The following is a 13,239-nucleotide window of genomic DNA, read 5'->3' as shown; positions in this document are numbered from 1 at the left end:
TTCGTACCCTGCATAGTGAAACATCCCTTTTGTCCAGCGTGCGCATGCTGTCTTCACCCTGAGACATCTGTGCTGTTGACTTAGTAAGGCACCAAGATAAACTGCGCCTTATGAATACGCTTGAGAACAAGCATCACATCATGCTCGATGCACTGACCGAGGCCCCCGCTGACGCCAGACAGAACGTGCGCCTGTGTTTCGAACTCCTGTCCGCTGCAGCGGCCATTAACCGGGTATGCGCCGCACGGTTGGCCCGCCATAACCTGTCGGAAGGGCGGTTCGCAATCCTCCTGACCTTGCAAGGCGCAGGCGGCCGCCTGGCGCCGCTGGAGCTGGCGACGCGCCTGGCAATCACCTCAGGTACCGTGACCGGCCTGCTCGACGGCCTGCAGGGTGATGGTTTTATCAAGCGCCGCAAGGACGCCCATGACCGTCGCAAGCTGAGCATCAGCCTAACCTCGGCAGGCATAGCGGTACTCGACGCCGTATTCGCAGAACACACCGACTGGATCGGTACGATCATGCAGTCACTGGACAACACGCAACGCGACGCCCTGTCCATCACGCTACAGGCACTCTCGGCCAGTCCTGCCCTGGCACTGCCACCGGACAAGCACTGAACCCAAGGCACACCCGCAAGACCACATGGAGGTGGATAATGTTGCAGAATCAGAGCGTATCGGCCCGGCTTGGCAGGAAGCCCCGGGTACATAGCGAACACGACCAGTCAAGTCGTCGCCAACCTTGGCTCGAGGCCTGCCTGCCAGCGGCACTTTACCGGCGACTGTTCATCCGCCGCCTTGCCAGACAGCCACTGGCCATCGAGGGTTTCAGCTTTCGCCCATCGAAGATTCGGCACTGGGCCGTCCACTGGAGGATGTGCACATCAACGAGGCTGTGCACGTGCCTGGCCGGTCATCGAGTGCACCGTGCCACCGCCATGGAACCTCAGCAATGAGCGACGACCGAAAGTCCCTGATCGACCTTGGCCAACTCCCAACCCGCAACCTGGCCGAATGCCTGGCGGTGGATCAAGCCGCCCTGGTCAACGCCTTGGCAGGCCAACTGCCCGCAGCGTTGGTAGAGCACCTCGCTGCCAGTGCAGACCAGGCCCAGGCACTGGGCCTGTCAAAAAAAGTGGCGGCCATTGGCCTGGCGCTGGGCAAGTGGCTAGAGCAGGCCCCCGAGCCTTTGCGCCAGCAGGTGTTCGAGCAATGCTGCACGCACCCGTCCGATACCGTGCGCAGCTGGGCGGCGTTCGCCCAGGCGTACCTTGCACGCTCGCAGCCTGTGGAAGATGCCCTGCTGGCGCAGTTTCGCTTCGCCCGCGATGAGCATTTCGGCGTGCGTGAATGGGCCTGGATTGCCCTGCGCCCGCGCCTGGCCCAGCACCCTGAAGCCGCCCTGGCACTACTTGGCCGCCATACCAGCGATGCAGACCCACTGGTGCGTCGGTTCTGCATCGAGATCCTGCGCCCGCGCGGCGTTTGGTGCGAGCACATTGCCACGCTCAAGCAACATCCAGAAGTGGCCGAGCCGTTGCTGGTACCGCTGCTGGCCGAAGCCGAGAAATATGCCCAGGACTCGGTCGCCAATTGGCTCAATGATGCCAGCAAGACCCGTCCCGACTGGGTACTTCAGCTGTTTCAGCGCCATCCCCCGGCCTGCAAGGCCTCGCAGCGCATACAAACCCGTGCTACCCGAAGCCTGCCCCAGTGAACCATCACAAGGAAACAAGCATGTCACTCAAGGAAAAACTCGACGCTGTCAAACAGCAGATGGCCCAACTGCCCACCGAGGTGCTGGAAAAATTTGGCGCCTCGCTGCAAGCCCTGATCGCAAGGCATCCTGAGGACCACGTGCTCAAAGCCGGCGACAACGCCCCGCTGGCCGTGCTGGAGGATGCCGATGGCAAGGCCGTGGACCTGCGGGCCCTGCTGGCACGCGGCCCGCTGGTACTGGTGTTTTACCGCGGCCTGTGGTGCCCGTTCTGCAATGTAGTGCTCAGCGAATACCAGCAGATGGCAGGCGATCTGGCCGCCAGCGGTGCCACGCTGGTCGCCGTCTCCGCCCAGAGCCGCGCTGCCACCCTGAAAACCCGCGAATCCCTGGGCGTGCGCTACCAACTGCTGAGCGATCCGGGCAACCAGCTGGCGCGCCAGTACGGCATCGTCTTCGAGCTGGAGCCAGAACTGGAGGCGGTATACCGAGCACTTGGCGCCGACCTCAAGGCACTGAACGAATGCGACGACCTCAGCCTGCCGATGGCCAGCGCTTTCGTCATCGGCCAGGATGGCCGCATTCGCCATGCCTTCGTCAATGTCGACTACTCCGAGCGTGCCGACCCCCAGGCTTTGATCGAAGCCGCGGGCCACTGAGGCCCGCTCCCAGGCACCGGGCTGCCCCGACCGCAAATGGCCGATCGTAGGCGAGTAACCGAGGTCGGCAACGGCTGAGGTCAGCGCGAGGTTTCGACGCGCAGCACTTCGGTGTAGATCGCGTCGACCGTCTGGCCAACCTTGAGGTTCTTCATGCGTTTCTGCAGGTCTGGATTCTCGACCTTGACCACCTGCAGCTTGCCCTCCGGCGGCAACAAGCTCACCTCATGCGTCTTGAGGTCGATCTTCTTGATCTGAGAGGTAACCTTGACCTGGCGGAACGCCTCGCCGCCCGGGTTGGGGTTTTGCTCGGTTGCACGGATGGTACCGGACTCTTCAGTCGCTTTCGGCGCCCCACCCACTTCCGGATTGAGCACATAGGCCACCGCGCGTGTCACGTAGATGTCGACTTGGTCACCGACTTTCAGGTTGGGCAGCGCTTTGGCCTTTTCGGTCAGCTGGAACGTCACATCCTTCTTCTCGTCAGGGCCTTTCACCGTGACCTGGCGGGTGACCAGGTCGATAGCCGTTACCTGTGTGGTGACATGGCTTTCCAGCGCCTCGCTCCCGATGGGGATACCGGCAGCCTGTACCGTGAAGCTGGCAGCAGAGGCCAGCGTGGCAAGGGCTACAGCACGAGCGAGAGTACGAATGGGGTTCATAGGCGTGCTTCCCTGTGATCAAGTCCGAATAGGCGCGTGAAAGGTTCACGCGGTATCAAGCATAGCCATTACCTGCCGCCTTGCCGGCCCTTCCGGCGCGCGACGCATTTCGGCGCCGAAACCACTGTTATAGCTAATACGAATTCTTTACACTTGCTTTACATTTGCAAATCATTACTATTCGTGACTCCCGATAACAACAAAGAGTCGCCTGTAATGGCAAAAAAGTCTGTTGCCACAGCATCCATTTCCATGCTTGGCCTGCTCGTTGTGCCTGCTGTACACGCTGCCGCCCAAACCGATACGCAAAGTAGCCTCGCTCTGCCCGCCACCGCCGTCACCAGCGTCTATGAGCAGCAAAGCTACAAGGCCAGTGAAAGCCGCAGCGCCATGAAGATCGACGCGCCGCTGCGCGATATCCCGCAAACTGTCAACGTCGTTCCCGAAAGCGTGATCAAGGACCAAGGCGCACAGTCCATGGAAGACGTGCTGAAGAACGTGCCCGGCATCGGCCTGTCCAACGGCGACGGCCAACGCGATCAGGTGACCATCCGTGGATTCAGCGCCATTGGCGACATGTACATAGACGGCGTGCGTGACGACGCCCTGTACTTTCGCGATCTGTCCAACATCGAGCGCGTCGAGGTGATCAAGGGCCCGGCCGCGGTGCTGTATGGCCGTGGCTCCTCGGGCGGGCTGATCAACAGCATCAGCAAGAAACCAAGCTTCACACCCAAGCGCGAAGTCGGCATGAACTTCGACAGCGAAGGCAAACGCCGAACCCAATTCGACACCGGCTGGGCCGACCCGCAAAGCAACCAGGCCTACCGCGTAACGGGTGCCTTCGAAGACAGCGACACCTTCCGCGATGATGGCTACATCGACCGCAAGGCCATCGCACCGTCGGCCTACTTCCGTCTCTCGGACGACCTGGAACTGAACCTGGGCGCCACCTACCTGTACGACAAGCGCCTGATCGACTTCGGCATACCGGCCCTGGGCAACCGCCCGGTGGACGTGGACCGCGACAAGCGCTTCGGCTCTGGCGATGCTGACCAGGATTACGTCCGCAGCGAGGTGTTCTCGCTTACAGCCAGCCTGGACTACCGCATCAACGACAACTTCACCCTGACCAACACCAGCCGTTACTACCGCTACGACCTGGACCGCAACAACACCTTGGCCGACAGCAGCCCGACGCGCTTCGTCACCGCGCCCAATGGTGAACTGCTGATCAAGCTCAACCGCGGCAACGTCGCCCGCGATGAGTACGGTGTGTTCAACCAGACGGAGCTCAAGCAACAGGCGCAACTGGCGGGCATGCAGCACAACCTGTTGTATGGCGTGGAAGCAGGCTTTCAGGACAAATACCAGCGCGTGCTGAGCCAGACCAACGTGGCCCAGGTACCGGTTTACCGCGATGCCTTGGTGCCGATACCGGAGCATGCCGCCAACCTGTCTTCCAAGGGCACCAACTTCCAGCAGACCACCGGTCTGTACGTGCAGGACATGATCGAGCTGAACGCGCACTGGAAGGCGTTGGTCGGTGTGCGTTATGACATCTTTGGCCAGGAGTACGACGACGACCGCGTGCAGAACATCGACCTTGATCGTACCGACAAGACCTGGAGCCCGCGTGCCGGCCTGGTCTACCAGCCAGACGCATTCCAGTCCTACTACGTGTCGGTCAGCCGCAGCTACCAGCCTTCGGGCGAAGTGTTCGCGGTGAGCCCGAGCAACCAGCACCTGGAGCCGGAAGAAACCACCAACTATGAAATCGGCGCCAAATGGGACCTGCTCGACAGCCGCCTGTCACTGACCGCCGCAGTGTTCCGCCTTGAGCGCACCAACATGAAGACTGCCGACCCGGCCAACCCCAACCTGACCGTATTGGCTGGCGAACAGCGTACCGATGGCTTTGAAGCCACCGTCAGCGGGCATCTCACCGACAAGTGGCAGATCTATGCCGGTTACGCTTACCTGGACGCCGAAATCACCAAGTCCAACAGCAAGACCAATGGCGTGGCGAACGAAGGCCAGACACCTACCCTGACGCCGCGCAACAGCGCCAACGTCTGGCTGGTACGTACCCTGACACCAGAGTGGCGTGTGGCCGCCGGAGCCAACTACGTCGACGAACGCTACACAGCACTCGACAATGTGGTGGTGATGCCAGGCTATACCACCTTCGACGCTGCGCTGCTGTACAGCGTGCCGCAGTGGGATGCCGCGCTGCGCCTGAAGAACGTGTTCGACCGTGACTACTATGCCTCGGCACATGGCTCGGTCGACCTGATCACCCCAGGGGCACCGCGCACGCTGGAAGCCAGCTTCAACTACCGCTTCTGACCCACGCGCAATGCCTGTCATTCAGCAATTGGGCCGCTCTGCGGCCCATCGCCAGCAAGCTTTGACGATTTGATCAGATAGCATTCAGCGATTACGCGTCACCCGCCACACCGTATTCGCCAGGTCATCGGCAATGATCAACGCTCCCCGCGGGTCCACCGTCACCCCAACCGGTCGCCCCCGGGTCTTGCCATCCTCACCGCGAAAGCCAGTGGCGAAGTCGATCGGCTCCCCTGCAGGCTTGCCATTGCTGAACGGCACGAAAATCACCTTGTAACCCACCGGGTTAGGCCGGTTCCAGCTGCCGTGCTCGCCCACGAATACACCGTCGGCAAAGCGCTCGCCCATTGCCGGGGTCGAGAAGTCCACACCCAGTGCAGCCACATGCGAACCCAGGCTGTAATCCGGCTTGATCGCCGCCGCCACCTTGTCCGGGTTCTGCGGCCGCACCCGCTCATCCACATGCTGCCCCCAGTAGCTGTAAGGCCAACCATAGAAGCCACCCTCACGCACCGAGGTAAGGTAGTCGGGCACCAGGTCAGGGCCCAACTCATCCCGCTCGTTGACCACCGTCCACAACTGCCCGGTCTGCGGCTGAATGGTCAATGCCGTCGGGTTACGCAAGCCGGTGGCATAGGGTCGGTGCGCCCCGGTCTCGGCATCGACCTGCCAGACCATGGCCCGATCGATCTCCACCTCCAGGCCGCGCTCGGTGATATTGCTGTTCGAGCCGATACCCACATACAAGAAGCGGCCATCCGGGCTGATGGTCAGCGCCTTGGTCCAATGGTGGTTGATCTCGGCCGGCAGGTCGGTGATCTTGGTTGGCGGGCCGTCGGCCTGGGTCTGGCCTTCCTGGTAGTCAAAGCGCACGAGCGCATCTTGGTTGGCTACATACAGCTTGCCGTTGGCATAGGCCAAGCCGTACGGTGCGTTGAGGTTTTCCGCAAACACGGCCTGTAGCTCGTAGTTTCCATCGCCGTCAGCATCGCGCAGCAAGGTCAGGCGGTTGCCACCCTTGACCTGGGTATTGCCCTTGGCCTTGATCTGGCTGGCGATCACATCCTTGGGCTTGAGCTTGGCCGCGCTGCCCCCCCTACCCTCAGCCACCAGAATGTCGCCATTGGGCAGCACCAGGCTCTGACGCGGGATTTTCAGGCCGGTGGCAATGGCCGTGACACTGAAGCCCTCCGGCACGGTCGGTTTCAGCTCACCCCAGGCAACCGGCTGCGCAATCTTCATATTTGGTAGCAAGCCGCGCTGAGGCTCCGGCAGCTTCGGGTCCGGGCCATGGGCCTGGGTCGGCTCGCCGTCGCCACCACAGGCACCCAACAATAGCGCCACGCTCAACAGGCTGAACGCATGCAAAGGCTTCATGCCACACCTCCTGAGCGCAGGTTGCTCAAACCGATCCAGGCGGCCACCACCGCGAGCACTGTCACGATTACCGACAACACCAGCCCAGAAGGCATCACCGCCCAGGCGTCCTTGGCATGCTCGAAGGCATTGATCAGCCCAAGCACCCAGGTCACCAGCAGCAGTACGAAGTACAACGTAGCGCGCCCGCCCTTGCGCTCGGCGCGGATCAGGTTGGCCAGCGCGAACAACAGTGCCAGCCCACAGAACACCAAGGCACCGGCGATCAGCCAAGCAGCGAAGTTGCTCCACTGAATCTGGTAGCTGTTGTAGTAGGCGAGATCGCTCAACAGCGCGCCAAGGAACAACGGCACACTGCCTGCCAGCAGCAAGGCATGCAGCGGGCTGGGCGTACAGCGGTAGAGGGTTTGATCTGATGCGGTCACGGTGCCTCCTTTTCATTCAGTGACCCAGGGCTGATGGTCTTGCGCCATCAGGTAAGCGCAGGGTGCGCTTAGCAAAGGAGCCTCTTGACGCCGAGATAGTTCACCGCTTCGCTGTAATGAAATATCCTGCAAGGCATTTGCTGCCAAGCGCAGAAGGGGAATACATGAGCAGACCACATGCGTCCTGGGCACTGGCTACCCTGCTCTGCCTCAGCCTGGCATTTACCGCTGGTTGCTCCAGCAAAGCCAGCCAGGCACGCTACGCCACGCCTGCAGTGGGCTCCAACTGCTTCGCCAAGGCCGTCCCCACTATCGGTGAAGGCGGCCTGGCCTGGGGCAATACATTGAGCATTGCGCAACAGAAATCGCTGAACAACTGCGTGCGTTATGCCAGCCGCTCGGGAGGCACGCCCAGGACTTGCCAGGTAGTGCTGGCCAAGTGCAAAAACTGAACATATAACAATCTTAAAGTACGAAACTTCCTACAAAAACACTGCAACTTTTCACACGATATTTCGCGAACGCAATACATATACGTTCAAATAAAATCTTACACTTTCAGCCTCGACCCAAAAGCAGCGTTCGAGGCATTGTCTTTCACTTGAATTACAGATACTTGATCGCCCGCTCATCTCAGCAAATAAGTAGGAAACTTCTTACAGCATAGATTCGAGCCTGAAATCCAGCACAGTATGAATAACGGCATTTCAGTCTTGTCAGTACTGAAAGTTGCCGCAGTGCGTCTCTGGTTCGAAAAGACTGTCTCTCTGAGCAAGGAGCTCGCATGACCAATGCCTCCGTCAGCCGCGCCACCTCCGGCCCAGCCTGCAGCGCACGCATACCCATCCTGCCAGTGCGCTACGCCATCGTACCCCGCACCGGCGACGCCCCCGCCTGCCGCTATGTCGATGCAGGCTTCAACCTGGAACAAGGCTTCCCCACGCTGCAGCACTCGGCCTACACCCTCCGCGCTTTGCGCCCAGGCTATGTCTACGTGTTCATGAAAGGCCCTCAGGGCGAAAAGCTGGTCATTCACGAGCACGTCGGCGCGGGCCTCTACAAGGAGCTGCGCTACCAAGGGCTGGAGGACTACCACCGGCGTGAGCGCTACCTGTCCGGCCAGAGCATGGGCTGGGTGTGGGCCGACACCTGTCAGGACTCCGCCAAGGAAGTGTGGATCGGCTACAGCCCGCACCTGTGGACCAACGCCATCACCGCCCGTATCACCGGTTCGGCAGCCCTGCGCAAACGGCACATGCGCCAGCTGGACATGGCCGAACTGGTGAGCGGCAACCAGGCGCCGTCCACCCAGCCCCATATGTTGCCAGTGAGCGCCCTGCAAACCTGGGTCGAAGACTTCAAGCCAACCGAGCGGCGCATGCCGCTGACCTGGAGCAGCGACCCGATCACCGAAACTTTGCCCATCGGCAACCTCACTGCCATCGCCCGCCACTACCCCTGGACCCAGCCGAAAGTGCCAGTGGTGGTAGCGCTCGCCGACGCCGAAGGCATGGCCCTGGACCTGAGCCTGTCGGTCTCGGCTTACCAGCATCAACTGCGTGACCTGATGCCGGCCGAGCAACTGGAGCACACAAAACCCGCCCAACCTCCCGAGCAGGAGCGCGTGCCGGCATGCTACCGGCTGGATGCCGAGCAGCTCAGCCCGCAGAGCCGCGACTTTCACCATCGCAACCTGGTCGCCATGCTGCTGAACAAGACGCTGGAAAGCCTGTACCCGGCGGATGCCCCCTCACCGGAACTGGCCGCGTTCAGGTTGGGCACGTCACGCCGAGGGCCTGCCCTGTCGCCGGCCGAGTCCCATTTCCAGGCCCTCACCCATGAAGATTACTCCCCCAATGGCGCACGCCTGGCACAGCGCCTCGATGTCGACAAATACCGGCGCTTCCTCGCCGAACGCGACGCGCTGGAACGACGGATTGCCGCCCTGCGCAACCTGGCCTTGCAAGCCAGCAACGATCATGACGCCTGGCTGGCGACGGCCGAATCCCAACACATCGATAACCCCTACAGCCTGGCAGCCGCCTTGGCCTGTTATGACCGCGACGAACGCACCTCCGCCCGCGGTCTGGAAATCTCACTGGCCTTGCTGATTTACCCGATGGGCCAGCCGACACCCGGCACCGAAGATCATGACCGACGCTTCAAACGCCTGGAGCAATGGCTGGACCAGCACGACAGCCCGCTTTACACCGCCTTGGCGCCGTTCAACCCGTTCAAGGACAAAGCCGACGCCATCGGCTCCTTGTTCGGCGCCAGCGACAACGTGATCGAGGGATTGGCGGGGCGCTTCCCGGCCATGGCGGACATCACCGACCTCACCGCCCAGTCGGTCAATGCCGTGGTGCTCAAGCGCGTGCGTGGCCAGACCCGTTGGGATGCCAGCCATGGCCTGCGCCAGCAGGTGCAGTTGGCAGCGCGTGAGGCCAATGCCGAGAAAGCACTGGGGTTGTTGGCGGCGCGCTATCGCATCACCGAGCAGGCCATTACGGAAAATCCATTTAGCCAGGAGGTGCAGCGGTATTTGAAGAGCGGCATGGCGCAGGTGGAAGAGATGAAAGCGTTGCGCATCTCGGGTAGCCGCACGGTGTCGATCGAGCTGACCACCACTGCGCGGGTGAAACCCAACTTCCTTGGGTTGCTCACCTCCGGCGGTGGTGGTGGTTTAAACGCGGGGATGCTGTGGTTCAACATCTTATCGCTCAAGACGGCCTACAACAGCCTGCAGAAGAGCGATGCACCGGAATACACCCTGGGGTTCGCTTCATCTGTTTTCGGGGTGATTGGTGCAGCGGCGGCAACGTTGGTCAGCGTACGGGCAACGCAAAAGGCCGTCATGCTGAGATTAAGTGCCACAGCGCCGGGCATGGCCTTTGGCAATGGGGTTATCAAGTTTTTGAGTAGCAATCTGTTTGCGCGTTTAGCCGGTTACCCGGCAATTGCATTTAGCTTGCTTTCTGATATCTCCAAAGCAAGGCGCCAGAAAGCGAACGGCAATCAAGCGGCTGCCGATTACACGTTGACTGGTGGTTTCACCATGGCTGTCGGTTCCGCTGTCGTCCTTGAAGCAGGACTTGCAATCGCGGGCGTGACATCGGTTGTGCCCTTTGCCGGATGGGCCGCGGCGGCCCTTGTCCTCGTAGGAGTAGCCATCATTGCAGGAGGCCTCTACCTGCACGCCAAGGCACATGAGCACCTTCACAGCCCAATAGAACTGTGGGCAGCACGTAGCATATTCGGTAATCGCATCAATGATGGAGAGTCGCACGCTGATATCAACTTGGACTTTGACAAAAAACTTCCTGCTTTCACCTCACTGCAAACAGAAATTAAGGCTTGGCACAATGAACATTACGGACCCAAGCTACTATCCGCCGAGCAGGCCCTATCCCTCGGCATAACTAAAGTCGACACCCGATGGCATCAGAACAACCACTGGTCGCCGCCAAATTGGACAGCTATCACACATAACGAAGTAGCCACATCCCAACCAACCGTAGAATTCACAGTGCTGCTGCCTGCGTTCAGGCTAGGCGTAAGTGAATGGTCAGGAAGTTTGAGTTCCCTCCGTGACGATCAAGGAATTGACGTTTTTCCAATCAGCCCGACCGGCCACATCGTAGATGCTGGCTTAGTTCTACATTTCGAAAACACCCTAGCCAACCAAAATCATGTCTCACTTCATCTAACCTACAACGCCAATCAAGGCCTGGACGAAGATAATGAGACCCTGTCAATTTTTCGTCTGGAGCGCTGATCATGGCAACCATCTGGATATTCAATTCAGGCTCAAGTTCAGGGCATAAGCCCGCTATTGGCGGGCAACTATCAAGCTTGTCAAAAACCACCTTATGCCTGAAAAACCCCTGGGTAACAGACTCAGTCTTTATGGGAAAGCTGTACTGTGCAATGACCATTGCGCTCGTTGTCTTCACCTACCCTTACTTACTAACCAGTGAAGCCTGGAACCCATACACCTTTAGTCATACCTTTATCCTCCTTACACTAATTACACCTTTCATCTTCCTCCCATTCTTAGCCTATCGAATATATTTCATAAAACGCCTATCAAGTTTCTGCTTCAATCGGTCAACCCAAAAAATCTATTACCAACGTCTGAGTAAGGTACTAATATTCGAATGGGCCAACACCGGAGGTGGCATCTTCAAGCGCACCGAATACGGCGGCTCATCGTTCAGCACCAGCTATGCCCTCGCCTTCGCCCCCCGCCGGGAAGACGGCAGCCTGCATCAAAAAGACTGCCTCTGGGTCGACAGCAACGAACCCACCGAACCCGGCGTCAAGCATGTCGCCGAAGTGTGGGAATACCTGCGCCACTTCATGGACCACGGCCCGGACAAACTCCCCCCGCCCGGTGAACCCAACTGGTGGCACAAGCCACTGCACGCCATCTGCCTGACCCCGGCCGAAGCCTGGCGCCACTATGCCCCCTGGCGAACCGGCGAGCCCGGTGAAATGCAGGGCAAAAAGAACTGGCAATTGCCGTTCTGGGCCGTTCTGTTCCCCTACAACCTCTCCGTCGCCATCTGCTGGTATGGCATCTGCCGCCTGTTCAACGTCCGAGCAGCGCCACCGCCTCCCGAAGCATTTGAGGAGGCACCAGAGCATTCAACCCGAAGGAAGCGTACATGAGCGACGCCTCCGTCAGCAGCGCTACCTCCGGGCCCTGTCTGCAGCTCACGCGTACACATCCTGACGGTGCACTACACCAACGCGCCATGCACCCGCGACTTCCCGGCCATGGCTGAGACCTTGTCAATTTTTCGTCTGGAGCGCTGATCATGGCAACCATCTGGATATTCAACTCAATGTCAGACTCTGGACACAAGCCCTCTATCACAGGACAACTATTAAGCTTATCTGACACCATTTTATGCTTAAGGAATCCATGGGTCACAGACTCTGTCTTCATGGGAAAGCTGTATTGCGCGATAATTATTTTATCAATTTCCGGCTTTTACCCACACTTACTCTCCAGAGATATATGGCACATGTACGAATCCGCTCCATTACTGGCGACCGGATTCTTGCTTATGCCTTTCACTTTCCTACCTTTCCTCATTTATCGAATATATTTCATAAAACGCCTATCAAGCTTCTGCTTCAATCGGGCGACCCAAAAAATCTACTACCAACGTTTGAGCAAGGTACTCGTATTCGAATGGGCCAACACCGGAGGTGGCATCTTCAAACGCACCGAATACGGCGGCTCATCATTCAGCACCAGCTATGCCCTCGCCTTCGCCCCCCGCCGGGAAGACGGCAGCCTGCATCAAAAAGACTGCCTCTGGGTCGACAGCAACGAACCCACCGAACCCGGCGTCAAGCATGTGGCCGAGGTATGGGAATACCTCCGCCACTTCATGGACCACGGCCCGGACAAACTCCCCCCGCCCGGTGAACCCAACTGGTGGCACAAGCCACTGCACGCCATCTGCCTGACCCCGGCAGAAGCCTGGCGCCACTATGCCCCCTGGCGAACCGGCGAGCCCGGTGAAATGCAGGGTAAAAAGAACTGGCAATTGCCGTTCTGGGCCGTGCTGTTTCCCTACAACCTCTCCGTCGCCCTCTGCTGGTATGGCATCTGCCGCCTGTTCAACGTCCGAGCAGCGCCACCGCCACCAGCGGCCTTCGAAGAAGCCCCCGTTCAACCCGGCAAAAGGAAGCGCAAATGAAACCCATCGTACTGGTAGGCCATCGTCATAGCTGCCCGCTCCATGGCGAAGGCACTGTGGAAACCGGCGCAAATGCAACATTCGTGGATGGCAAGGCCGTCGCTCGTGTGGGCGATCGCATCAGTTGTGGCGCCGTTATCGAAACCGGCGCTGCCTGCACAATCATCGAGGGCCACCCCGCAGCAAGGGAGGGTGACACTACCAGTCATGGAGGGACCTTGATCGAGGGGGACCAGGGTTGGCTCATTGATTGAAAGCCACTACCAGCCACCGAGCCGGATGCTGAACGTCCAGCGGCCCAAAAGGCGAGCAAAGCCACCTTTCCGGGTGACCC

General features: G+C 59.7%; 12 protein-coding genes. 9 read left to right on the top strand and 3 right to left on the bottom strand.

Annotation, left to right across the window (positions count from 1 at the left end; genetic code table 11):
- Positions 1-110: 110 nt before the first annotated feature.
- The 3 genes from INQ47_RS01120 (at position 111) to INQ47_RS01110 (ending at position 2,378) form a co-directional block, all read left to right on the top strand.
- Complete coding sequence (locus INQ47_RS01120; protein ID WP_176683267.1) at positions 111-620, top strand: MarR family winged helix-turn-helix transcriptional regulator; 510 nt, start codon at positions 111-113, stop codon at positions 618-620.
- Between the two features lie 334 nt (positions 621-954).
- Complete coding sequence (locus INQ47_RS01115) at positions 955-1,719, top strand: hypothetical protein (RefSeq protein ID WP_404700834.1); 765 nt, start codon at positions 955-957, stop codon at positions 1,717-1,719.
- Between the two features lie 20 nt (positions 1,720-1,739).
- Positions 1,740-2,378, top strand: a complete 639-nt coding sequence (locus INQ47_RS01110) for a peroxiredoxin-like family protein (protein ID WP_404700833.1) — start codon at positions 1,740-1,742, stop codon at positions 2,376-2,378.
- 80 nt (positions 2,379-2,458) lie between these two features.
- Here the strand turns inward: INQ47_RS01110 and INQ47_RS01105 are convergent, their stop codons facing one another.
- Entirely contained in the window at positions 2,459-3,040 is a 582-nt protein-coding gene (locus tag INQ47_RS01105) for a hypothetical protein (RefSeq protein WP_252459213.1), read from the bottom strand.
- A gap of 216 nt (positions 3,041-3,256) precedes the next feature.
- Between INQ47_RS01105 and INQ47_RS01100 the strand changes: the two genes are divergently transcribed.
- Positions 3,257-5,389, top strand: coding sequence for a TonB-dependent receptor (locus tag INQ47_RS01100; protein ID WP_404700832.1), 2,133 nt, complete (start codon positions 3,257-3,259; stop codon positions 5,387-5,389).
- Positions 5,390-5,473: 84 nt separating this feature from the next.
- Here the strand turns inward: INQ47_RS01100 and INQ47_RS01095 are convergent, their stop codons facing one another.
- Together INQ47_RS01095 and INQ47_RS01090 are read right to left on the bottom strand one after the other, a co-directional pair.
- Positions 5,474-6,766, bottom strand: coding sequence for a PQQ-dependent sugar dehydrogenase (locus INQ47_RS01095; protein ID WP_404700831.1), 1,293 nt, complete (start codon positions 6,764-6,766; stop codon positions 5,474-5,476).
- Positions 6,763-7,191, bottom strand: a complete 429-nt coding sequence (locus tag INQ47_RS01090; RefSeq protein ID WP_339444145.1) for a DUF2231 domain-containing protein — start codon at positions 7,189-7,191, stop codon at positions 6,763-6,765. The genes INQ47_RS01095 and INQ47_RS01090 overlap by 4 nt, the downstream gene beginning before the upstream one ends.
- Before the next feature lie 164 nt (positions 7,192-7,355).
- On the opposite strand from INQ47_RS01090, the gene INQ47_RS01085 reads away from it, so the two are divergent.
- The 5 genes from INQ47_RS01085 to INQ47_RS01065 all read left to right on the top strand — a co-directional run bounded on the left by INQ47_RS01085 (position 7,356) and on the right by INQ47_RS01065 (position 13,159).
- The gene (locus tag INQ47_RS01085) at positions 7,356-7,643 is read left to right on the top strand and encodes a hypothetical protein (RefSeq protein WP_176683260.1); all 288 of its coding nucleotides are present in this window, start codon (positions 7,356-7,358) and stop codon (positions 7,641-7,643) included.
- Positions 7,644-7,975: 332 nt separating this feature from the next.
- Complete coding sequence (locus INQ47_RS01080; protein WP_404700830.1) at positions 7,976-10,966, top strand: T6SS effector BTH_I2691 family protein; 2,991 nt, start codon at positions 7,976-7,978, stop codon at positions 10,964-10,966.
- Between the two features lie 2 nt (positions 10,967-10,968).
- On the top strand, positions 10,969-11,862 hold the full coding sequence (locus INQ47_RS01075; RefSeq protein ID WP_404700829.1) for a DUF6708 domain-containing protein: 894 nt from the start codon (positions 10,969-10,971) through the stop codon (positions 11,860-11,862).
- Between the two features lie 149 nt (positions 11,863-12,011).
- Positions 12,012-12,905 (top strand): DUF6708 domain-containing protein, encoded by an 894-nt coding sequence (locus INQ47_RS01070; RefSeq protein ID WP_404700828.1) that lies wholly within the window; start codon positions 12,012-12,014, stop codon positions 12,903-12,905.
- Positions 12,902-13,159: a PAAR domain-containing protein gene (locus tag INQ47_RS01065; protein WP_003250871.1), complete on the top strand. Its 258-nt coding sequence runs from the start codon at positions 12,902-12,904 to the stop codon at positions 13,157-13,159. The genes INQ47_RS01070 and INQ47_RS01065 overlap by 4 nt, the downstream gene beginning before the upstream one ends.
- The last annotated feature ends 80 nt before the right edge of the window (positions 13,160-13,239 follow it).

This window comes from Pseudomonas sp. 3HC3, from assembly GCF_044904505.1.
Lineage (GTDB): Bacteria > Pseudomonadota > Gammaproteobacteria > Pseudomonadales > Pseudomonadaceae > Aquipseudomonas > Aquipseudomonas putida_Y.
The sequence above is the reverse complement of the archived record's forward strand: the minus strand, read 5'-3'. Positions and strand labels throughout refer to the sequence as shown.